Source organism: Mycobacterium marseillense, assembly GCF_010731675.1.
Lineage (GTDB): Bacteria > Actinomycetota > Actinomycetes > Mycobacteriales > Mycobacteriaceae > Mycobacterium > Mycobacterium marseillense.
This window is the reverse complement of record NZ_AP022584.1, coordinates 4,742,437-4,764,691: the sequence shown is the minus strand read 5'-3', so window position 1 is coordinate 4,764,691 and position 22,255 is coordinate 4,742,437. Positions and strand designations below refer to the sequence as shown.

Here is a 22,255-nt window from a genome sequence, read left to right as displayed (position 1 = left end):
TGATGGACGTTGAGATCGTCGGCAAATTCCTGTCCACCCTTCCCGAGGACGACGGCCACCCCTACCGGACCGGCCCGTGGCGACCCCAGACCACCGAGTGGGACGCCGACGACCTGGTCGCCGTCGACGGTGAAATCCCGCGCGACCTCGACGGTATCTACCTGCGTAACACCGAGAATCCGCTGCACCCCGCGTTCAAGACCTATCACCCCTTCGACGGCGACGGCATGGTGCACGTGGTCGGCTTTCGCGACGGAAAGGCCTTCTACCGCAACCGCTTTATCCGAACCGACGGATTTCTGGCCGAGAACGAGGCCGGCGGACCGCTGTGGCCGGGCCTGGCCGAGCCCGTGCAACTGGCCCGGCGCGGGCGCGGGTGGGGTGCGCGGACGAGGATGAAGGACGCCTCGAGCACCGACGTCATCGTGCACCGTGGCACCGCGCTGACTAGTTTCTACCAGTGCGGCGACTTGTACCGAATCGACCCATATTCGGCCGACACGCTCGGCAAGGAGTCCTGGAACGGGCGCTTCCCGACAGCGTGGGGCGTGTCCGCACATCCCAAGGTGGACAACACAACCGGTGAATTGCTGTTCTTCAACTACAGCAAGCAAGACCCGTACATGCATTACGGTGTCGTCGACGAGCGCAACGAACTGGCCCACTACGTCGACATCCCGCTTTCCGGGCCGCGCCTCCCCCACGACATGGCGTTCACCGAAAACTACGCCATCCTCAACGATTTCCCGTTGTTCTGGGATCCGCAGCTGCTCGAGCACGACGTGCACCTGCCACGCTTCTACCCCGACATCCCGTCGCGGTTCGCGGTCATTCCGCGCCGCGGCGGGACGGAAGACATCCGCTGGTTCGAGGCCGCCCCGACGTTCGTGCTGCATTTCACCAACGCCTACGAGGACGGCGACGAAATCGTGCTCGACGGCTTCTTCGAAGGCGATCCGTCCCCGATCGATACCGGTGGCACCAAGTGGGACAAGCTGTTTCGCTTCCTGGCCCTCGATCGTCTGCAGGCTCGCCTGCACCGGTGGCGTTTCAACGTGGTCACCGGTGCCGTCCACGAAGAGCAGCTCTCCGAATCCATCACCGAGTTCGGCACCATCAACCCGAGGTACGCGGCTGCCGATTACCGCTACGTCTATGCCGCCACCGGGAAACCGGGCTGGTTCCTGTTCGACGGGCTGGTCAAACACGACCTACTCACCGGAAAAGAGGAGCGGTTCTCGTTCGGGGACGGCGTTTACGGCAGCGAGACCGCGATGGCGCCGCGCGTCGGCGGCACCGGCGAAGACGACGGCTACCTGGTCACCCTCACCACCGACATGAACACCGACGCCTCCTATTGCCTGGTATTCGACGCCGCCCGGCCCGGCGACGGGCCCGTGTGCAAACTCCCACTGCCGGAACGGATCTCCAGCGGCACACACTCGACCTGGGCGCCCGGCTCCGAGCTGCGGCGCTGGGACACCGCCGAATCGGCCGCGGACGCGATCGGACTGTGATGAGCACCGACCAGCACAAGCACCACCGCTCGACGCACTGGCCGCCGCAGTTGGCCCCGCTCGGCGCCATCCGCTTTGCGCGCCGCTCCGGGCACTTCGCGGAAACGGTGCGCTTCTACCGCGACCTGGTCGGGCTGCCGCTCTACGAGACGTTCGAGGACAGCTACGGCAGCAACGGCGCGATTTTCGGGCTACCCAGCTGGAACCTCACCATGGAGATCGTGCAGGCCGTCGGCGAGGTCGCAGTGGACCACCATGAACAGCTCTGCCTGTATTTTCCCGACGAGCGGGCGCAGCGCGCCGCTCTCGCGCGCCTGCACGACGCGGGCGTCGAACCCGTCGACCAGCACCCATACTGGGCGGCCACGGGCGCGGTCACCTATCGGGACCCGGACGGGCGCGAAATCGTGTTCGCGCCCTTCGTGTTCGGCGTCAACGAGCCCGACAGCAGCGCGGCTTCGGGAAAGCACGAGTTCCCGTCGGCCTGAGAGCTCAGCGCCGCGACCGGCCGGAAGCCAGCGCCGCGATGACCGCCACGATCGAGCACGCCACGGCGCACACCGCGGCGCCCGCACCGACGTAGAGGCCGTATTCGGCCGACACCGGCGGGTTGACGTTGAGCTTGTAGTACCACACCGTCAACGCCACGATAAGTAGCGAAATCAACAGCGCGGCAACCGAAGCGAGCTTCACCGACAAACCGCGGCCCATCATGGCGCCGGCCACCAGCAGCGTCGAGGCCAGCAGCACGATGAGCTGGCCGGCGCCGAACCCCGGGGGCAGCTCCAAGTTGCCGTGAGCGCCTCCGATGGCGTTGGCCCAGCCCCCGCCGTTGACCGCTGTCGTCAGCCACGGCAGCCACGCGCTGGCCGAAACCACCACCGCGAAAAACGCCACCAGCCAACCGGGGCGCAGTCGGCGAGTCATGGTAGCGAGGTTAACCGACTCCGACGCCGCCCCGGGGCACCGAGCGCCGCACTAGCGTGGCGCCGGTCGGGCCGTCAGCTCTGCAGCGAGGACAGGTTGAACGGCGCGCCCGTCGGATCGCTCGCGGCGGCCAGCCGTCCATACGGGGTGTCCTCGGCGTCGCGGATCACCGCGCCGCCGTTGTCGACGATCACTCGCAGAGTCTTGTCGACGTCCTCGGCGCCGAAGAAGGTCACCCAGTTCGACGGAACATCCTGGGGCAAGAACTGGGCGCCGTCCATCACGCCGAGCAATTGTTCGTCGCCGAACCGCGCTGTGGTGTAACGGAATTCGTCGGTGTCGGAAGCGGATTCGGTCCGCCAGCCGAGGACGTTGCGGTAGAAGTCGAGGGCCTTGCCGTAGTCGCGGGTGGTCAGTTGGTGCCAGACCGGGGCCCCGGCTGCTCCGACGATCTCGAAACCGCGATGCTCCAGCGGCTGCCACAACCCGAACATCGCGCCGGCGGGGTCGGTGGCCAGGCCCATATGTCCCTTGGCGGGCACCTCCATCGCCATGCACACCGAGCCGCCCGCTCCGGTCACCGCGGCCAGCGTGGTCTGGATATCGGCGGTGTGGAAGTAGGTGGTCCAGCGATCCGGCACCTCGGCCGCGGGCCGGTTGGCCATGATTCCGGCGACCGGGTGGCCGTGTTTGGCGGCATTGACGTATCCGCCGTATTCGGGTCCGGCGGAGTCGAACGTCCAGCCGAAAACCGTGCCGTAGAACTCCTGGGCGCGGGCGACGTCGGACGTGGTCAGATCGATCCAGCATGGGGCGCCCAGCGGCGCGCTGTCACGAATGGGCACGGTGACCTCCTGGTGGTGTGGCCCCCGGGAGCGGGGTTCACCGTATCGACCGCTACCGAGCCGAAAACTCATCGCCGGCGGCGATCACCGATGCCCGTTGGTGCTCGGATCGGATCGGGTGAAGACCGTGACGAAGTTCTCCAGCGACTGGTTGATGTCGCCGCGCAGTGCCGCCGCGACGATCATGCCGATGGGGCCGAACAGTGCGGGGCCGCCGAGGTGCACGTCGAAGCTGACGATGGAGCCGTCCCCATTGGGCTGGATCTTGGCCATCAGCTTGACCTTGACACCGCCGACGCCGTCGCCGTTGAGCGTCATGCCCTCGGGGGGCTTATAACGCACGACCGTCCATTTGATCCGGTTGTGCATGCCCTTGACCTCGACGATCGACTCGACGACCGAGCCCTTTTCGATCTCGTCGGGCAATGTGCTGCGCCACACGCGGTGGATGGTCAGCCAATCCTTGTACCGGGACAGATCGGAGGCGTACTGCCAGGCCACCTCGGGTGGCAGCGGGACATCGATGGATCCGGAAAGCTTGGCCATGGCTCAGTTCTGCTGGTCGCCCGGGTCCGCGGGCCCGGTGGCCTTCTTCGCTTGCTCCTGCACCTGGTGGATGGTGTCGGAGTATTTGCCCTGCGTCTTCTCGTCGACGAACTCGCCGGCCTTGTCGATGGCCATCTCGACCTTGTCAGCGTTCTGCGACAACAGATCCTTGGCCTTGTCCAGGAATCCCATGCGCCCTCCCTTTTCCCGGCATCGTACTTGCCCGGTGAAATCGGCCGCCGCTGAGTTCGGTGTTCTCAGCGCCACAACCGCGGCTGGACGCCGAGCATTCTGGCGCGGATCCACCACATGGCCTCGACCGCGGCGGCGCCCAGCAGACCGATCCCCAGCGCGGTCGCCGTCACCGTGACGTTGGACGGATCCAGCAGGAACTGCTTGCGGGCCAGCGGGAGGCTGAAGATCACCACATAGGCCAGGGCCGAGGCGATTACGAGCGCGACCCGCCACCATTGGTAGGGGCGTGCGACCACCGCGAGCACCCACAGCGCGCTCATCAGCAAGGTGATCAGGGCTGCGGTCGACGCCTGATCCTGTTGCTGGAAGCTGGCGTGACGGCCGGGGTAGGCGACCAGGTACGACGCGAAGGTCGCGGTGCCGACGATCAGCCCCGACGGCAGCGCCGAGCTCAGCACCCGGCGCACAAAGCCCGGCTCCGCGCGCTCGTTGTTGGGCGCCAGCGACAGGATGAACGACGGTATCCCGATGGTGAACCACGCCGCGATGGTGACGTGGATCGGCTGGAACGGATACAGCAACGGATCGGCCTTCAGTGCTTTGGAAAACAGGCATTCGATGCCCACCAACAACGCCAGCAGCACCGAGTACACGGTCTTGGTGAGGAACAGGTTGGCGACTCGCTCGATGTTGCCGATCACCCGCCGCCCCTCGCCGACGACATACGGCAGCGTGGCAAACCTGTTGTCCAGCAAGACTATCTGGGCAACAGCGCGAGACGCCGGGCTGCCCGCCCCCATCGCGACGCCGATATCGGCGTCCTTGAGGGCCAGCACGTCGTTGACGCCATCACCGGTCATCGCGACGGTGTGCCCGCGCGATTGCAGGGCGTGCACGACGGCGCGCTTCTGATCGGGCCGCACCCGGCCGAAGGTGGTGTGGGTGTCCAGCGCGTCCGCCAATTGCGTCGGTTCTGAGGGGAGTTGGCGCGCATCCATCGTCTCGCCGTGCAGTCCGAGCTTGCCGGCGACGGCGCCGACCGAGACCGCGTTGTCTCCGGACAACACCTTGACCGAGACACCTTGATCTGCAAAGTACTCCAGCGTCTCGCGGGCGTCGGGACGGACCTTCTGTTCGAGCACCACGAGCGCGACCGGGGTGACGTCACCCGGTGCGTTGGGATGGTCGACGGCCACGGTGCCGGCGCCCACCAGCAGGACCCGCAAACCTTGCGCCCCGATTCGCTCGGCTTGTTCGGCCGCCGCCGACGCGGGCTCGAGTAACACGTCGGGAGCGCCCATCACCCAGTTGCCGTGCCCTTCGAAGGACACGCCGCTCCACTTGGTGGCGGACTTGAAAGGCGCTGTCGCCGTGGCGGTCCAGCCGGGCGACTCGTGATAGGTCTCGGCGATCGCGCGCATGCTCGCGTTGGGTCGCGGGTCCGCGGCGGCGAGCGAGGCCAGCACGTCGTCGATGCGATCCGGCTGGGCGACCTCGTCGAGCTCGTCGACCCGCGCGACCCGCATGCCGCTTTCGGTCAGGGTGCCGGTCTTGTCGGCACACACCACGTCGACGCGGGCGAGTCCCTCGATGGCGGGAAGCTCCTGCACCAGGCAGCGGCGCTGGCCGAGCCGGACCACCCCGACCGCGAAGGCGACCGACGTCAGCAGCACCAGTCCTTCGGGCACCATTGGCACCAGGGCGCCCACCGTCCGCAGCACGGACTGCTGCCAGCCCGCGTGCGTGGTGAACAGCTGGGTGTAGATCGTCAGCAGGCCGGCCGGCACCAACAGGTAGGTGATGAACTGCAGGATGCGGTTGATGCCGTTGCGCAGTTCGGATTTCACCAACGTGAACTTGCTGGCTTCCTCGGCGAGTTTTGCCGCGTAGGCGTCCGCCCCGACCTTGGCGGCCCGGTAGGCTCCGGTGCCCGCGACGACGAAACTGCCCGACATCACCGCGTCGCCGACGTCCTTGGCGATCGGGTCGGCCTCACCGGTCAGCAGCGACTCGTCGACTTCCAGGTTCGCCTCTTCAATGATTTCTCCGTCGACGACGACCTGATCGCCGGGTCCGAGCTCGATGATGTCGTCGAGCACCACCTCTTCGGGCGCGACCGCACGAGTTCCGGATTGCCTGCGCACCACGGGTTTTGCCTGCCCCACGATGGCGAGCTTGTCCAGCGTCTGTTTGGCCCGGATTTCCTGGACCATGCCCACGACGCTGTTGGCGATGATCAACAGTCCGAACATCCCGTTGATCAGCGAGCCGGTCGACAGCACGATCAGCAGCAACACCCCCAGGATCGCGTTGATCCGGGTGAACACGTTCGCCCGCACGATATCGGTGATGCTGCGCGTCGCGCGCTTCCGTACGGCGTTGCTCTGGCCGTCGGCGACTCGCTGCGTCACCGTGGCATCGGTCAGGCCCGTGATCACTGACGAGCTCATCGCGTGAAGGTTCCCAGTTTCTCGGTGTCGTAGTACTCCAGGTTCAGGGTGTTGTTGGAGAAGACGGCTTTGGAAATGGTTCCGGGTGGGGCGTTTTCGTCGGTCAGCGGGAAGGTGAAGGTGTCGCCGTCCCAATGGGTGAGGGTGACAGCCCGGTTTTTCGGCCCCATCGCCAGCTGCAGGGCGCCATCGTGTTCGGTCACGGTGGCGGGACCCCAGTAGTCGCTGGCGTAGCTGCCGGCATAGTCGCGAAGGGGTTTGGGCGGTGCGGGATCAGCTGGAGGCTGCTTGCCGACCAGCGAGCCCACCGGATTGTTCAGCCAGCCGATCGCCTTCTGGTACAAGGGGCCCCAGTCCTCGCGGATCTGGCCGTACTGGACGAGGTCCATGAATTCGGCGGTCAGCGTTTCCGGGATGCCGTAGGGTGCGCCGTTGGTCAGCGCGATGATGCCCACGTCCTCCGAGGGCATCACCACGAAGTTCGTCGCCGCCCCCAAATCGAAAGCGCCGGAATGGCTGTATTCGGTGCGGCCCGAGGAATCGACCGACGCGTTGAAGCCGTATCCGTAGAATCCGGTGCGCGCCTTGGGCGTTGTCGCGGGCGCCGACACCATCTGCGGAGTGGTGGCGGGCAGCAGGGCTTCCGGCGAGGCTATCCGCTGACCATCGTGAGTTCCGTTGCCCAGCAACATCATCAGCCAGCGGGCCATGTCGTTCACCGATGAACTGACGCCACCCGCGGGTGACTGGGCATCGGGGTCACGTTGGAAACGGGCCTCCCACTTGTCGGCGACCTTGATGTGGTTGACCGCATGGTTGGGCCGGGCGGCGAAATCGGCGAACCGTGAGCTGGTCGACGTCATGCCCAGCGGACGGTAGAGCGCCTCGTCGGACAGGTCCTCCCAGGACTTACCCGCCGCGGCCGCCACCGCCTCGGCACCCGCGGTGATCCCATAGTTGGTGTAGGCGTAGCTGATCCGGAAGGGCGCCAGCGGCAGGTACTTGAGCCGCTCGAGGGTCTGGCGGCGGTCGTAACCGAGGTCTTCGAGCTTGTCACCGGCGTGGTCGGGCAGCCCGGAGCGATGCGAATACATGTCGGCGACGGTCACCTGGCTGGTGACGTAGGGGTCACTCAGCGCGAACCACGGCAGCTTGGCGGCCACGGGGGTTTCCCAGGCGACGACGTGGTCGCTGACCTCGTGCGCGATCACCGTCGCGCCGACCGATTTGGACACCGAGGCCAACTGGAAAACGGTATCGGCGTCCACCTTATTGTCTTGGCTCTGGCCCTTACTCACATCTTTGACGCCGAAACCCTTGGCGTACAACACTTTCCCGCCATGCGCGATAGCGACCGCCATTCCCGGGACGCCGGTGCTTTTCATCAGGTCACCGGCCAGGCCGTCGATCTTGGCGACGGCCTCGTCGATGCGGCCGGCAGGAATAGTCACGCCGGACACCTGGTTGGGCGGGACGTCAGACCGCGTGGAGGGGGGCCCAGCGGTCGGTTGCGCAGAGCCGCATGCCGTCAGCCCGAGCAGGACCGAGATGGCAGCGACCGTGGCGGCGCGTTTGGTCATGGCGCGACCATAGCCCGCTGACGATGCGCGCCGCAGGCGGCGCGAGGAGGAAGCGGGCAATCCAGCCCCGCCCGCTGACGATGCGCGCCGCAGCAATCAGAGCTGCCACCACGGGTTCGATTTCACCGGGGCCGCGAGATCGATGCGCTGACCGGGAACCGGCACCGCCACGTTCACCCGCTCGGGCTCGGCGGCGGCGAGTAGTCGCTCGACCGGTTCGGCCCACGGGTGCGGCGCCAACCGGAAGGTGCCCCAGTGGATCGGCACCAGCAGCCCCCCGTCGGTGACGTCCAGGTGCGCCCGCAGCGCCTCCTCGGGGTTCATGTGCACGTCGGGCCAGGCGGTGTTGTAGGCGCCGATGGGCAGCATCGTCAGGTCGAACGGGCCGTGGTCGGCGCCGATCTGGGCGAAGCTCTTGGTGTAGCCGGTGTCGCCGCCGAAGTACGCGCGATGAGTCGGCCCGATAAAAGCCCACGACCCCCATAGCGTCGTATTGCGATCCAGGAAGCGCCCCGAAAAGTGCCGCGCCGGCACGCAAACCACCGTGAGCTCGTCGACCTTCGCGCTCTGGTGCCAATCGAGCTCGACGATGCGGTGCTCGGGTATCCCCCACCTGCGCAGGTGGGCGCCGACACCGAGCGGAACGAAGAACGGGCACCGCTGCGTGCGGGCCAACGCCCGGATCGTGTCGATGTCGAGGTGGTCGTAGTGGTCGTGACTGATCACCACGGCGTCGACGGCGGGCAGCCCCTCGAGTTGGATCGGCGGCGGGTGCAGCCGTTGCGGCCCGACGAGGTCCGACGGCGAACACCGGTCGCTCCACACCGGATCGGTGAGCACCCGGTAGCCGTCGATTTCCAGCAGCGCCGTGGAGTGGCCGAACCAGCTGACGGCCAGCCCGCTCGGATCCGCACGGAAGATCCCCGGGGCCGTCAGCGGGATCGGCCCCCGCGGCCGGCTTCCGCCCCGGTTTCCCACCAGCTCCCACGCGATGAGCCGCAGTTGCTCGCGGTCCATCTTGGTTTCCGAGGGAGGCTCGAGGTTGGTGAAAACGCCGTCGCGATAGTGCGGGGAGCCGGCCGCCGCTGCGGCGATCGAGGCGGGGTGGGCGCCGAGGGCGTCCGGCGTGCCGTGCAACGCGCGTACCAGCCAACTTCCGCCCGCCAGCGACGCCGTGCCGGCGATCAGCCGTAGCGTCCCCCGCATGGTTCGTCAGGCCCCTTGGAACTTCGGCGGCCGCTTCTCTATGCGCGCGACCTGAGCTTCGACGACATCTTGACTGCCCCAGGCCTTGTCGAAGAGTTCCTTGTGTACCGGGCCGGCCTCTTCGATGGCGCCGTCATCGTTGAGCACCCGCTTGGCGTGCTGGATCGCCAGCGGGGCCAAGCCGGCGATCTCGGCGGCCCAGGCCTGCGCGTCGGACAGCGTCCCGATGCGGTTGGCCATCCCAGTCTGCAGCGCCACGTCGGCCGTCAGCTTTTCCGCGGCGAGCAGCATGGCGCGAGCCCGGCCGTGACCGACCAGTGACGACAACCGCCGGATGCTCCAGTTATCAAGAGCCAGACCGTATTTCGATGTCGGAAATTGGAAGAAGGCGTCCGGCGCAACAACGCGGAGATCGCATTGCATGGCCAGCTGCAGGCCCGCGCCGATGGCCGGTCCGTTGATGGCGCCGATCACCGGAATGAGGGTCGCGTCCAAGACCTTGTGCAGCTCGATGAGCCGGTCGGGATAGTCGGCGGCGAACGCGTCACCGCTGAGGTCCGCGCCGGCGCAGAACACCGTGCCCTGCCCGGTCAGCACGATCGCCCGGATGGAGCCGTCGCCTGACTTCAGCACGGCCTCGCGCAGCTCCTCGACGAGCTGCGAATTCAAGGCGTTGCGGCGCTCGGGACGCTGCAACTCGATGGTCAAAACCGCTTCGGCCTGGCTGACACCGATCATGGCAGCCACCCTATATAGCCTCGTCACGTGAGTCGTATCACGGCTGGTCAACTACGCGACGCGGTCCTGGACGAGAATTCCTTCATCCGCTGGGACAGCGAGCCGCTCGCCGTGCCGCTGACCGCCTCCTATGCGCGTGAGCTGGCCGATGCCCGCGCCGCGACGGGCCTGGACGAATCGGTGCTGACCGGCGAAGGGCGCCTCTTCGGGCGCCGGGTCGCGGTGGTGGTCTGCGAATTCGGTTTCCTCGGCGGCTCGATCGGGGTGGCCGCGGCCGAACGGATCACCGCCGCGGTCCAGCGGGCGACCGCCGAGGGGCTGCCGTTGCTGGCCTCGCCCAGCTCCGGCGGCACCCGCATGCAGGAGGGCACGGTCGCGTTCCTGCAGATGGTGAAGATCGCCGCGGCAGTCCGGCTGCACACCCAGGCGCACCTCCCCTACCTGGTCTATCTGCGCAACCCGACCACCGGCGGGGTCTTCGCGTCGTGGGGTTCGCTGGGCCACGTCACGCTCGCCGAACCGGGCGCGTTGATCGGATTCCTCGGGCCCCGCGTATACGAGCTGCTCTATGGCGAACCGTTCCCCGAGGGCGTCCAGATCGCCGAGAACCTGCAGCGGCACGGCGTGATCGACGGCGTCATCGCGCTCGACGAGCTGCGCCCCACGCTGGACCGCGCGTTGACCGTCATCGCCGACCTGCCCGAGCCGCTACCCGCCCCGCCACCACCCGAACCGACACCCGACGTCTCGGCCTGGGACTCGGTGGTGGCGTCTCGGCGGCCAGACCGGCCCGGCGTCGGACTTCTGTTGCGGCACGGCGCAACTGATCAGGTGTTGTTGTCGGGGACCGGTCGAGGAGAGGCGGCGACGACGCTGTTGGCGCTGGCCCGGTTCGCCGGCCAGCCCGTGGTCGTGCTCGGCCAGCAGCGCCTGACCGGCGGCGTGGTCGGCCCCGCGTCGTTGCGCGAGGCCCGGCGCGGCATGGCGTTGGCGGCTGAGTTGCGTCTGCCGCTGGTGCTGGTGATCGACACGGCGGGCCCGGCGCTGTCGGCCGAGGCCGAACAGGGGGGCCTGGCCGGGCAGATCGCCCAGTGCCTGGCCGAGCTGGTGACGCTGGACACCCCGACGGTCTCCGTGCTGCTGGGCCAGGGCAGCGGCGGGCCGGCGCTGGCGATGGTGCCGGCCGACCGGGTGTTGGCCGCGCTGCACGGCTGGCTGGCGCCGCTACCGCCGGAAGGCGCCAGCGCGATCGTTTTCCGCGACACCGATCACGCCGCGGAACTTGCCGCCGCACAAGGCATTCGCTCGGCTGATCTGTTGGAGTCCGGAATCGTCGACGTCGTCGTCCCCGAACATCCCGACGCCGCCGACGAGCCGGTCGAGTTCTCGCAGCGACTGTCGCGGGCCATCGCCGCGGAGGTGCAGGCGTTGCGCGGGATCCCCGCCGCCGAGCGGCTGGCGGCCCGGCTGCAGCGCTACCGCAACATCGGTCTGCCCTGAAACACTCGCGAGCAGGCACAAAAGCACCTTTTCGCACGGCGTGTCGGGTGCTTTTGCGTCCGCTCGGCGCCCAGGTCGCGCCTCCCACCGCCGCACGCGGCAATCAGGCAAGATGGGCGGCATGGACACAGGAGCTAGCTCACCGCGGGTCTTGGTCGTCGACGACGACTCCGATGTGCTCGCGTCGCTGGAACGTGGCCTGCGCCTGTCCGGATTCGAGGTGTCGACCGCGGTCGACGGCGCCGAGGCCTTGCGCAGCGCCACCGAAACGCGGCCGGATGCGATCGTGCTCGACATCAACATGCCGGTGCTGGACGGCGTCAGCGTCGTCACCGCGCTGCGCGCCATGGACAACGACGTCCCCGTCTGCGTGCTGTCGGCCCGTAGCTCGGTCGACGACCGGGTGGCGGGCCTGGAAGCCGGAGCCGACGACTACCTCGTCAAGCCGTTCGTGCTGGCCGAGCTGGTCGCGCGGGTCAAGGCGCTGCTGCGCCGCCGCGGCGCCACCGCCACCTCCTCGTCGGAGACCATCACGGTGGGACCGCTGGAAGTCGACATCCCGGGCCGGCGCGCCCGCGTCAACGGCGTTGACGTCGACCTGACCAAGCGGGAATTCGACCTGCTGGCGGTGTTGGCCGAGCACAAGACCGCGGTCTTGTCCCGCGCACAGCTACTCGAGCTTGTGTGGGGGTATGACTTCGCCGCCGACACCAATGTCGTCGATGTGTTCATCGGATACCTGCGCCGCAAGCTGGAGGCCAACGGTGGGCCTCGGCTGCTGCACACCGTGCGCGGAGTGGGATTCGTGCTGCGCATGCAGTAGCCCGGTCGAGCGGCCATGAACTTTTTGTCCCGCATCCTGACCCGTACGCCGTCGCTACGGGCGCGGGTCGCGGTCGCGACGGCGATCGGCACCGCCATCGTGGTGGTGATCGCGGGGGCGGTCGTGTGGTTCGGCATCACCAGCGCCTGGAAGGAGCGGCTGGATCGGCGCCTGGACGAGGCGGCGGGTTTCGCCATTCCCTTCCTGCCGCGCGGGCTGAGCGAGATCCCGCGCGCCCCCAACGACCAGGACACCGTCATCACGGTGCGACGCGACGGCCAGGTCAAGTCGAACTCGGACATCACGCTGCCGCCGCTCGATGAGGGCTACGCCGACACCTACATCAACGGGGTGCGCTATCGGGTGCGTACCCTCGAGGTCCGCACGCCGCAGCCGGCGACGGTGGAAGTGGGCGCCACCTACGACGACACGATCGCCCAGACCAACAACCTGCATCGCCGGGTGATTCTGATTTGTGCGCTGTCGATCGGGGCGGCGGCGGTATTCGCTTGGCTCCTGGCGGCTTTCGCGGTGCGGCCGTTCAAACGCCTGGCACAGCAAGCCCGTTCGATCGACGCCGACGAACGCCCGCAGGTGGCGGTGCGCGGCGCCACCGAGGCGGTCGAGGTCGCCGAGGCCATGCAGGGCATGCTGCAACGCATCTGGAAGGAACAAGACCGGACCAAGGATGCGCTCGCATCCGCGCGCGACTTCGCCGCCGTGTCCTCGCACGAGCTGCGCACCCCCCTGACCGCGATGCGCACCAACCTCGAAGTGCTGTCCACCCTGGACATGCCGGACGAACAACGCAAAGAGGTGCTCGGCGACGTCATCCGCACGCAGTCGCGCATCGAGGCCACGCTGAGCGCGCTCGAGCGGCTGGCCCAGGGCGAACTGTCGACGTCCGACGATCACGTGCCGGTCGACATCACCGAGCTGCTCGACCGGGCCGCCCACGACGCCACCCGGATCTACCCCGGCGTCGACGTCTCCCTGGTGCCGTCACCCACCTGCATCATCGTCGGCCTTCCGGCCGGGTTGCGCCTGACCGTCGACAACGCGATCGCCAACGCCGTCAAGCATGGCGGCGCCACCCGCGTCGAGCTGTCGGCGGTCAGCTCCCGCGCCGGTGTGGAGATCGCCATCGACGACAACGGGCGCGGCGTGCCGGAGGACGAGCGCCAGGTGGTGTTCGCCCGGTTCTCCCGCGGATCGACGGCCTCTCAATCCGGGTCGGGCCTGGGCCTGGCCCTGGTGGCCCAGCAGGCCGAGCTACACGGCGGGACCGCTGAGCTGGAAAGCAGCCCGCTGGGTGGTGCCCGGCTGGTGCTGCGACTCCCGGGACCCAGCTAGCCGCGCTCGCTCTCGGCACCTATCCGCCCCCTCCCGCGTCGGGCAGACTGGAGCGATGGCCAACGGCAGCAAACCCACCGACCACGACACCCTGGCACACATCCGCGACCTGGTCGCCGAGGAGAAAGTGCTGCGGGCCCAACTGCAGCGCGGTGACATCGACACGTCGGAGGAACATGACCGCCTTCGGCGCATGGAGATCGAGCTCGACCAGTGCTGGGATCTGCTGCGGCAGCGCCGGGCGCTCCGCGAGAGCGGCGGTGACCCGCGCGAGGCGGAGGTGCGACCGCCGGACGAGGTCGAGGGCTACCTGAGCTGAGCGACCACGCGACAGGCGCCGACGCGGTAGACGTCGCCGTCGTAGGAGGCGGGCACAACGGCCTCGTCGCGGCGGCCTACCTGGCGCGGGCGGGCCTGCGGGTGCGCCTGCTGGAACGCCTGGAACAGACCGGCGGCGCGGCCATCTCGGCGCAACCCTTCGACGGCGTCGGCGTCCGGGTGTCGCGCTACTCCTACCTGGTCAGCTTGCTGCCGCGCCGCATCGTCGAGGACCTGGGCGCCGGAATTCGGCTTGCCCGGCGACCCTATCCGTCGTACACGCCCGACCCGGCCACCGGCGGCCGCAGCGGGCTGCTGATCGGGGCGCCCGGTAACACCTTCGCCGCCATCGGCGCGGCCGACGACGCCGGCGGCTTCGCGGACTTCTACCAGCGCTGCCGGCTGGTGACCGAACGGCTATGGCCCACCCTGCTCGAACCGCTGCGCAGCCGCGCGCAGGCCCGCCGCCACGTCGTGGTCGGTAACGACCCCCGCGCGGCGGCCGCCTGGGAAGCCTTGATCGAGGAACCGGTCGGCGCGGCCATCGCCGACGCGGTGGGCAACGACCTGGTTCGCGGGGTGATGGCCACCGACGCCCTCATCGGCACCTTCGCCCGCCTCGACGATCCGTCGTTGACGCAGAACGTCTGCTTTCTGTATCACGTGCTCGGCGGCGGCACCGGGGACTGGGACGTCCCGATCGGCGGGATGGGCGCGCTGACCACCGCGCTGGCCACAGCCGCCGTCGGCCACGGCGCCGAAATCATCTGCGGCGCGGAGGTTTACGCCGTCGATCCGAGCGGCGAAGTGCGCTATCGCATCGGCGGACAGGAGCACCGGGTCCGGTCGCGGTTCGTCCTTGCCGGCGTCACCCCCACCGTGCTGACCGGGCTGCTCGGCGAAGCACCGCCACCGGCGGCCGCCGGCGCGCAGGTCAAGGTGAACATGGTCCTGAAGCGACTGCCCCGCCTACGCGACCGCGGCGTCACACCCGAACAGGCCTTCGCCGGCACGTTTCACGCCAACGAGACCTTCACGCAACTCGATACGGCCTACGCGCAGGCGGCCGCGGGGCAAGCGCCGAATCCCCTGCCGTGCGAAGCGTATTGCCACTCCCTGACCGACCCCAGCATCCTGTCCGATGACCTACGCGGCTCGGGCGCCCAGACGATGACGGTGTTCGGCCTGCACACCCCGCACGCGCTGTTCGGCGACGCCGACCCCGGCGCGCTGCGCGACCGGCTGACCGACGCGGTGCTGGCATCGCTGGATTCCGTTCTGGCCGAACCCATTCAAGAGCTGCTGCTGCACGATGTGCATGGACACCCATGCATCGAGGCGACCACCACATCGGACCTCGAACGCACCCTGCGCATGAGCGGCGGGCACATTTTCCACGGCGGCCTGTGCTGGCCGTTCGCCGACGATGACGACCCGCTGGACACCCCGGCGAGGCAATGGGGCGTGGCCACCGCTCACGAACGAATCATGTTGTGCGGCTCGGGCGCTCGCCGCGGCGGGGCGGTGTCGGGCATCGGCGGTCACAACGCCGCGATGGCAGTGCTCGCCTCGGGCTGACGTTAGGGGTGAGGAGGACTACCGCGCGTCGATCGTCGCGTAGTCGCGCTCGGTGTAGCCGGTGTAGATCTGGCGCGGACGGCCGATCTTGCTGTCACCCTCGTCGTGCATCTCACGCCAGTGCGCGATCCAGCCGGGCATCCGGCCCAACGCGAACAGCACGGTGAACATCCGGGTCGGGAACCCGAGGGCGCGGTAGATCAGCCCGGTGTAGAAGTCGACGTTGGGGTATAGCTTGCGCTCGACGAAGTAGTCGTCGGTCAGCGCCGCCTCTTCGAGCTCCTTGGCGATGCTGAGCAGGTCGTCGTCGCCGCCGAGCTTGGCCAGGATCTTGTCCGCCTGTTCCTTGACGATGCGGGCCCGCGGGTCATAGTTCTTGTAGACACGGTGGCCGAATCCCATCAGCTTGACGCCGGCCTCGCGGTTCTTCACCTTCCGGACGAATTCGCTGACGTTGTCGTCGCTTTCGCGGATCTGCTCGAGCATCTCGAGGACCGCTTGGTTGGCGCCGCCGTGCAGCGGACCCCACAGCGCGTTGATGCCGCCGGAAACGGAGGTGAACAGGTTGGCTTGCGACGAGCCGACCAGGCGCACCGTCGACGTCGAGCAGTTCTGCTCGTGGTCGGCGTGCAGGATGAGCAACATGTCCAGCGCCCGGATGATCTCGGGGTCCGCCTTGTAGGGCTCGGCGGGCAGCCCGAACGTCATGCGCAGGAAGTTCTCCACCAGCGTCAGCGAGTTGTCCGGGTAGAGGAACGGCTGACCGACCGACTTCTTATATGCGTAGGCGGCGATGGTCGGCAGCTTGGCCAACAGCCGGATCGTGGACAGCTCGACCTGCTCGGTGTCGGTCGGGTCGAGGGAGTCCGGGTAGTACGCCGAGAGCGCGTTGACCGCGCTGGACAGCACCGGCATCGGGTGGGCGTTGCGCGGGAATCCGTCGAAGAACCGCTTGAGGTCCTCGTGCAGCATGGTGTGCAGCTGAATCCGCTTGGTGAACTCGGCCAGCTGCTCCTTGCTGGGCAGCTCGCCGTAGATCAAGAGGTAACTCACCTCGATGAAGGTCGACTTCTCGGCCAGTTGCTCGATCGGGTAGCCGCGGTAACGCAGGATGCCGGCGTCACCGTCGATGTAGGTGATGGAGCTCTTGCACGACGCGGTGTTGACGAAACCGTTGTCGAACGTGGTGTAGCCGGTTTTGGACAACAGCGAACCCAGCGCGATGCCGTCGGCGCCTTCGGTGGCGCTGACGATCTCCAGGTCGGTCTCGCCGCCTGGATACTTCAGAGTGGCGGTGTCGTCGGTGTCGGCCACGAGAACCCCTTCGTGCTTCCGGCTGATATGGCTGCCCCTGACTTGGTGCTTACAGCTGAAGGTAGTCGTTATGGCGACGAGGCGCCCGTCCGGGGTCGGGTCTGCGAATCTTCCTTAACCTTTCATCAGGTAACGCGGCGACGATGCTCCCAGCTCGTGATTTTCGCCACCCGGCATCGGGTGGGCGCCCGCCCGCACCGCCATTGCCTGGGAAACTGCGGTCCTCACCCGGCCGTGGACATCGGGTCGGCCAACCCGAACAAATCAGCAGCGTTGTCGTGCAACACTTTTCGCAGCCACGCCACATCCACTCCGGGCAGCCTGGTCAGGACTTCGATCGCTTCGAGGTAGCCATACGGGATGTTCGGAAAGTCACTCCCGAAAAGTACGCGGTCGGAAAGGTCGAAAAGCCGCCCATACTCCGAGCGCGGGAACGCCATGGCCTCCTCGATGAACGGTGTGAAAGCCATCGTGGTGTCGAGCCGCACGTCGTCGTAGCGACCGGCCAGGTCGAGAAAGTCCGTGTACTCGGGCATACCCAGGTGGGCGATGATCAACCGCAGGCGGGGATGGCGGGCGAGCAGCGCCGCAATGGGCCCGACACCAGTGTGTTCGCCGGGTACCGGACCCGAGCCGCAGTGGATGACGACGGGGGTCGCGGCGTCTTCGATGGCGCCCCACGCGCCGTCGAGCAGCGGGTCGGTCGGGCTGTATCGGCCGACTTGAATGTGGGCCTTGAATACTCGCGCACCGGCCGCGATGGACTGGCGAACGTAGTCCTCGACACCGCGTTCCGGGTAGAGGGTCGCGGTGTGCAGGCAGTCGGGCGTTGCCGCCGCGAACGACCTTGCCCACTGATTCAACCAGGCCGCCATGCCGGGCTTGTGCGGATAAATCAGCGACGTGAACGCCCGGACCCCAAAGCTCTGGAGGGTCCGCAGCCGCTGCTGTTCGTCGGTGCGGTAGGCGATCGGCCAATGCCGTCCTACCAGTGGGCCCGCATCGTCGAAGTACCGCCAGACCTTGTCCATCACCGACTTGGGCATGAAATGCGTGTGCACATCGACGATGCCTGGCAGCCCGAGCGACTTCCAGAGCCGACGCACCGATTCCGTCTCGTCCATCGCCAGTCAAATTAGCGCCGGGCGTGGTGCGCTACGGCTGGAGGCGCTCGACGCGATCGCCGGTGACCCGGATGCGGTTGTGCAACCGATTTTCCCGCCCCTGCCAGAACTCCACCACCTCGGGAGCGATGAGATAGCCGCCCCAGCCCGGCGGCACCGGAACCTGCTCGCGGTTGGCGAAGCGCGCGGTCACCTCCTCCAGCTGGTCCAGCAGGGCCGCCCGCGAGGCGATCGGTTGCGACTGATGCGATGCCCACGCGCCCAGCTGTGACCCGCGCGGCCGTTTCGACCAGTAGTCCTCGGTGGCCGCCGCCGTGACCTTGCTCACCGGGCCGCGGACATGGACCTGGCGGCCGAGCTGGTACCAGGGAAAAGTCACCGCGGCGTACGGCGTCGCGGCCAGGTCGTCGCCCTTGGCCGAGTCATAGTTGGTGAAAAAGGTGATTCCGGTCTCATCGATGCTCTTGCACAGCACCGATCGGCTCGCCGGGCGGCCGTCGACGGTGACGGTGGCCAGCACCATCGCGTTGGGTTCGGCGACACCCGATTGTTCGGCGTCGCTGATCCAGCTGCGCAACAACGAAACCCAGCCGTCGCCCAGCCAGTCCGCGTCGAGGTCTGGGCTGCCGTCCTTCTCCACCGATCCGTATTCCACACGCATTCTTTGCAGGTGCTCTTTTCCTGGCTCGGGGTCTCGTCCTGCCATCGCGTCAACGCTACCGGCGCTTGCTACCGGCCGGTAGCGTCAGCCCGACCGGGGGGTGCGAGAATTTTCGGCATGACTGTGGTCCCCGAAGACTTTGTGCCCGGCCTCGAAGGCGTGGTCGCCTTCACCACCGAAATCGCCGAGCCGGATAAAGACGGCGGCGCGCTGCGCTACCGCGGTGTCGATATCGAAGACCTGGTGGGTCAGCAGGTCACCTTCGGCGACGTCTGGGCGCTGCTGGTCGACGGCAAGTTCGGCCACGGGCTGCCGCCCGCCGAGCCGTTCCCGCTGCCCATCCACACCGGCGACGTGCGCGTCGACGTGCAGGCCGGCCTGGCGATGCTCGCCCCGATCTGGGGGTACAAGCCGCTGCTGGACACCGATGACGCCACCGCCCGCAACCAGCTGGCCCGGGCGTCGGTCATGGCGCTGTCATACGTGGCGCAGTCCGCGCGCGGCATCTATCAGCCGGCGGTGCCGCAGCGGGTGATCGACGAATGCGAAACGGTCACTGCCCGTTTCATGACGCGCTGGCAGGGCGAACCGGACCCGCGCCACGTCGAAGCGATTGACGCTTACTGGGTTTCGGCCGCCGAGCACGGCATGAACGCCTCGACGTTCACCGCGCGCGTCATCGCCTCCACCGGCGCCGACGTGGCGGCGGCGCTGTCCGGGGCGATCGGCGCGATGAGCGGTCCGCTGCACGGCGGCGCGCCGGCGCGGGTGCTGCCGATGATCGAAGAGGTCGAGCGCACCGGCGACGCGCGCGGTCTGGTGAAGAAGATCCTGGACAGCGGCGACAAGCTGATGGGATTCGGGCACCGGGTATACCGCGCCGAGGACCCGCGGGCGCGAGTGCTGCGCGCCACCGCCGAGCGGCTCGCCGCACCGCGTCACGAGGTCGCCGTCGCGCTGGAGCAGGCCGCGCTCGCCGAGCTGCGCGAGCGGCGTCCGGACCGGGCCATCGAGACCAACGTCGAGTTCTGGGCCGCCGTCATTCTGGACTTCGCCCGGGTGCCGGCCAACATGATGCCGGCGATGTTCACCTGCGGCCGCACCGCCGGGTGGTGCGCGCACATTCTCGAGCAGAAGGGGCTCGGCAAGCTGGTCCGGCCGTCGGCCATCTACGTGGGACCCGAACCGCGCAGCCCGGAATCCGTCGAAGGTTGGGACCGCAGCCTCACCAACGCCTGAGGTCTGCTGGTTGTCGGTGCCCGGCGATTTAATGGTCGCTGTCTCGCGATGAGTTTGCGTCGTCGACGCAGTCATACGTCGTGAGCCTGCCCGCCGTTCGCGGGCGAGGGAACCGACAGCAAGGAGAACCAGCATGGCGATCAACATCGAACCCGCACTGTCCCCGCACCTCGTGGTCGACGATGCCGCCGCCGCAATCGACTTCTACGTCAAGGCTTTTGGGGCCGAGGAGATCGGGCGCGTGCCGCGTCCGGACGGCAAACTGGTACACGCCGCGGTGCGCATCAACGGCTTCACGGTGATGCTCAACGACGACTTCCCGGAGATGTGTGGCGGTAAGTCGATGACACCGACCTCGTTGGGTGGCACCCCGGTGACGATCCACCTCACCGTCACCGACGTCGACGCCAGCTTCCAGCGGGCGCTGGATGCCGGTGCCACCGTGGTGGCCCCGTTGGAGGACCAGTTCTGGGGGGATCGCTACGGCGCGGTCGCCGACCCGTTCGGCCACCACTGGTCACTGGGGCAACCCGTCCGCGAGGTGAGCATGGAAGAGATCACCGCGGCGATGTCCGGGCAGGGCGCCGGCTAGAGGCGATCGCAAGCGCGGCGTAGCCGGGCGCTGCGGGTCGCCGCCATCGGCATTAGCCGAGCAACCGGTCCACGAGTCGGCGTCGTGGCGGCGGCGCCGGCTCGGCGGTCGCCGCGGCGGCGAGCATCGCGGCGACGTCGGTGAACTTGTTGCGGGGCCGACCGTCGCCGCTGCCGCGCGCGATTTCCGCGGCGTCGATGGCACGCCATCCCGCCGCGTCGATGGCGTCGGGCTGGCGGGCGTGCACCAGCGCGGTCAGTGCCTCGGGCTTGGCCACCGGATCGGTCAGCGTGCCGGCGTTGAAATCGGCGACCAGGGCCTGCACGGTCTGGAAGGAGCACGATTTGTTGGTCCCGATGAACCCGCTCGGGCCGCGCTTGATCCAGCCGGCGACGTACGCGCCGGGCACCGGTGCGCCGGAGGCGGGATCGACGACGCGCCCGCCGTCATTGGGCACCACGGCCGCCGACTCGTCATAGGGAAGGCCACGAATTGGCTTGCCGCGGTAGCCGATCGACGTCAGCACCAGACCCGTGTTCAGGCGGCGCACCTCATCGGTGCCGGTGACCGAAAACTCCACACCGGTCGCCCGCTGCTCTCCCAGCACCCGGTTCGGGGTGAGCCGGTACGCGAACCTGATCCGCGGGCGTGACGCCGGCGCCGAAGCGTCGCCGAGCGTGCTTAGGATCTCGAGCTTCTTTTTCGTCAAGGGGTCCGACGCCGTCGCGAGGTCGGCCGCGACCAGCTCGTGGTCGGCCGTGCTGAGCACGACCTCGGAGCTGCCCGTGAGCCCGATCAGCTCGGGCAACGTGAATGCCGACTGAGCCGGGCCGCGCCGGGCGGCGATCACTACCTCACGCACCGCCGAGCCACGGAACGCGGCCAAGGCGTGGTCGGCGATGTCGGTGCGAGCGAGGTCCTCGGCGTCCGCGGTGAGCACGCGCGCGACATCGAGGGCGACGTTTCCGTTGCCGATGATCACCACCCGCTCATGGCTGAGATCGACTGGCAGATCGGCGAACTCGGGATGTCCGTTGATCCAGGCCACCAACTCGGTCGCGGTGCCGGTACCGGCCATACCCATGCCCTCGATATCCAGCCGACGGTCGTCGGGCGCGCCGACGGCGTACAACACGGCGTGATGGTGCGCCAACAGGTCGTCGTGGCTGAGGTGTGTGCCGACTTCGACGTTGAGGTAGAAGCGGAAGCTTTCATGGCCGGCGACCCGGTCGAAGAGTCGGGTGACCCTCTTGGTGTTCTGGTGATCGGGCGCCACCCCGGCCCGCACCAGCCCGTACGGGGTGGGCAACTTCTCAAAGACGTTGACGCGCACGCCATGCTGGGTGAGTAGCTCGTCGGCGGCATACATCGCCGCCGGGCCCGATCCGACGATGGCGACGGTCAGCGGCCGGTGGCGGGCACGTACTTCGGCGGCCGGGATAACCGGAGCCAGCTTCGACGTCGGCGGAAGCTTCTCGCCCTCAGGCCGTTTCGGGTAGAACGACGCGTTGATTTCGACGAAGGGCAGTTGCTTGATGTCCAGCCGAGTGTCGGGCGCGATGGCCCCCACCGGGCACGCGCTCACGCATGCGCCGCAGTCCACGCAAGCCACCGGGTCGATGTAGAGCATTTCCGAGGTGCCGAAGCCGGGCTCGTCCGGCGTGGGGTGAATGCAGTTCACCGGACACGCGAAAACACAGGACCCGTCGTTGCAGCACGACTGGGTAATAACGTGCGGCATGAAACCTA

The 22,255-nt window shown here is 68.0% G+C and carries 21 protein-coding genes; 9 read left to right on the top strand and 12 right to left on the bottom strand.

Features of this window, described 5'->3' with window-relative positions; all coding sequences use genetic code 11:
• The first annotated feature begins 2 nt into the window (after window positions 1-2).
• Window positions 3-1,517 (top strand): carotenoid oxygenase family protein, encoded by a 1,515-nt coding sequence (locus tag G6N26_RS22350; RefSeq protein WP_083017989.1) that lies wholly within the window; start codon window positions 3-5, stop codon window positions 1,515-1,517.
• The gene (locus G6N26_RS22345) at window positions 1,517-2,005 is read left to right on the top strand and encodes a VOC family protein (RefSeq protein WP_083017986.1); all 489 of its coding nucleotides are present in this window, start codon (window positions 1,517-1,519) and stop codon (window positions 2,003-2,005) included. The genes G6N26_RS22350 and G6N26_RS22345 overlap by 1 nt, the downstream gene beginning before the upstream one ends.
• Before the next feature lie 4 nt (window positions 2,006-2,009).
• On the opposite strand, the gene G6N26_RS22340 is transcribed toward G6N26_RS22345, so the two are convergent.
• The 8 genes from G6N26_RS22340 to G6N26_RS22305 all read right to left on the bottom strand — a co-directional run bounded on the left by G6N26_RS22340 (window position 2,010) and on the right by G6N26_RS22305 (window position 10,004).
• A complete protein-coding gene (locus tag G6N26_RS22340; protein WP_083017984.1) occupies window positions 2,010-2,444 on the bottom strand; it encodes a hypothetical protein in 435 nt (144 codons plus the stop codon).
• 74 nt (window positions 2,445-2,518) lie between these two features.
• The gene (locus G6N26_RS22335; protein WP_083018074.1) at window positions 2,519-3,289 is read right to left on the bottom strand and encodes a VOC family protein; all 771 of its coding nucleotides are present in this window, start codon (window positions 3,287-3,289) and stop codon (window positions 2,519-2,521) included.
• Between the two features lie 84 nt (window positions 3,290-3,373).
• Window positions 3,374-3,835 carry a type II toxin-antitoxin system Rv0910 family toxin gene (locus G6N26_RS22330; protein WP_067167921.1) on the bottom strand — a complete coding sequence of 154 codons (462 nt, stop codon included), beginning with the start codon at window positions 3,833-3,835 and terminating at the stop codon, window positions 3,374-3,376.
• A gap of 3 nt (window positions 3,836-3,838) precedes the next feature.
• Window positions 3,839-4,027: an antitoxin gene (locus tag G6N26_RS22325; RefSeq protein ID WP_067167924.1), complete on the bottom strand. Its 189-nt coding sequence runs from the start codon at window positions 4,025-4,027 to the stop codon at window positions 3,839-3,841.
• A 65-nt stretch (window positions 4,028-4,092) separates the two neighbouring features.
• Complete coding sequence (locus tag G6N26_RS22320) at window positions 4,093-6,480, bottom strand: cation-translocating P-type ATPase (RefSeq protein ID WP_083017982.1); 2,388 nt, start codon at window positions 6,478-6,480, stop codon at window positions 4,093-4,095.
• Window positions 6,477-8,060: a serine hydrolase gene (locus G6N26_RS22315; RefSeq protein ID WP_083017980.1), complete on the bottom strand. Its 1,584-nt coding sequence runs from the start codon at window positions 8,058-8,060 to the stop codon at window positions 6,477-6,479. The genes G6N26_RS22320 and G6N26_RS22315 overlap by 4 nt, the downstream gene beginning before the upstream one ends.
• Window positions 8,061-8,156: 96 nt before the next feature.
• The gene (locus G6N26_RS22310) at window positions 8,157-9,266 is read right to left on the bottom strand and encodes an MBL fold metallo-hydrolase (protein WP_083017978.1); all 1,110 of its coding nucleotides are present in this window, start codon (window positions 9,264-9,266) and stop codon (window positions 8,157-8,159) included.
• A 6-nt stretch (window positions 9,267-9,272) separates the two neighbouring features.
• Window positions 9,273-10,004 (bottom strand): enoyl-CoA hydratase, encoded by a 732-nt coding sequence (locus G6N26_RS22305; RefSeq protein ID WP_067167934.1) that lies wholly within the window; start codon window positions 10,002-10,004, stop codon window positions 9,273-9,275.
• Between the two features lie 27 nt (window positions 10,005-10,031).
• Here G6N26_RS22305 and G6N26_RS22300 point away from each other — a divergent pair, with 27 nt between their 5' ends.
• From G6N26_RS22300 to G6N26_RS22280, 5 genes are all read left to right on the top strand, one after another.
• Window positions 10,032-11,504 (top strand): acetyl-coenzyme A carboxylase carboxyl transferase subunits beta/alpha, encoded by a 1,473-nt coding sequence (locus G6N26_RS22300; RefSeq protein WP_067167936.1) that lies wholly within the window; start codon window positions 10,032-10,034, stop codon window positions 11,502-11,504.
• Window positions 11,505-11,616: 112 nt separating this feature from the next.
• Window positions 11,617-12,327 carry a two-component system response regulator PrrA gene (gene prrA / locus G6N26_RS22295; RefSeq protein ID WP_007777113.1) on the top strand — a complete coding sequence of 237 codons (711 nt, stop codon included), beginning with the start codon at window positions 11,617-11,619 and terminating at the stop codon, window positions 12,325-12,327.
• A 15-nt stretch (window positions 12,328-12,342) separates the two neighbouring features.
• Window positions 12,343-13,680, top strand: a complete 1,338-nt coding sequence (locus G6N26_RS22290; protein WP_083017976.1) for a sensor histidine kinase — start codon at window positions 12,343-12,345, stop codon at window positions 13,678-13,680.
• 55 nt (window positions 13,681-13,735) lie between these two features.
• Complete coding sequence (locus tag G6N26_RS22285; protein WP_067167942.1) at window positions 13,736-13,999, top strand: DUF2630 family protein; 264 nt, start codon at window positions 13,736-13,738, stop codon at window positions 13,997-13,999.
• Complete coding sequence (locus G6N26_RS22280; protein WP_083017974.1) at window positions 13,996-15,576, top strand: phytoene desaturase family protein; 1,581 nt, start codon at window positions 13,996-13,998, stop codon at window positions 15,574-15,576. Before G6N26_RS22285 ends, G6N26_RS22280 begins: the two co-directional genes overlap by 4 nt.
• Window positions 15,577-15,594: 18 nt before the next feature.
• On the opposite strand, the gene G6N26_RS22275 is transcribed toward G6N26_RS22280, so the two are convergent.
• The 3 genes from G6N26_RS22275 to pdxH form a co-directional block, all read right to left on the bottom strand.
• Complete coding sequence (locus G6N26_RS22275; RefSeq protein ID WP_067167947.1) at window positions 15,595-16,890, bottom strand: citrate synthase; 1,296 nt, start codon at window positions 16,888-16,890, stop codon at window positions 15,595-15,597.
• A 224-nt stretch (window positions 16,891-17,114) separates the two neighbouring features.
• Window positions 17,115-18,014, bottom strand: a complete 900-nt coding sequence (locus G6N26_RS22270; protein ID WP_083017972.1) for an amidohydrolase family protein — start codon at window positions 18,012-18,014, stop codon at window positions 17,115-17,117.
• Between the two features lie 31 nt (window positions 18,015-18,045).
• Window positions 18,046-18,720, bottom strand: a complete 675-nt coding sequence (gene pdxH / locus G6N26_RS22265; protein ID WP_067167951.1) for a pyridoxamine 5'-phosphate oxidase — start codon at window positions 18,718-18,720, stop codon at window positions 18,046-18,048.
• 72 nt (window positions 18,721-18,792) lie between these two features.
• On the opposite strand from pdxH, the gene G6N26_RS22260 reads away from it, so the two are divergent.
• Window positions 18,793-19,914 carry a citrate synthase 2 gene (locus G6N26_RS22260; RefSeq protein WP_067167953.1) on the top strand — a complete coding sequence of 374 codons (1,122 nt, stop codon included), beginning with the start codon at window positions 18,793-18,795 and terminating at the stop codon, window positions 19,912-19,914.
• Between the two features lie 133 nt (window positions 19,915-20,047).
• Window positions 20,048-20,506 (top strand): VOC family protein, encoded by a 459-nt coding sequence (locus tag G6N26_RS22255; RefSeq protein ID WP_067167955.1) that lies wholly within the window; start codon window positions 20,048-20,050, stop codon window positions 20,504-20,506.
• A gap of 52 nt (window positions 20,507-20,558) precedes the next feature.
• Here G6N26_RS22255 and G6N26_RS22250 read toward each other — a convergent pair whose 3' ends face one another.
• Entirely contained in the window at window positions 20,559-22,247 is a 1,689-nt protein-coding gene (locus G6N26_RS22250) for an FAD-dependent oxidoreductase (protein ID WP_083017970.1), read from the bottom strand.
• Window positions 22,248-22,255: the final 8 nt, after the last annotated feature.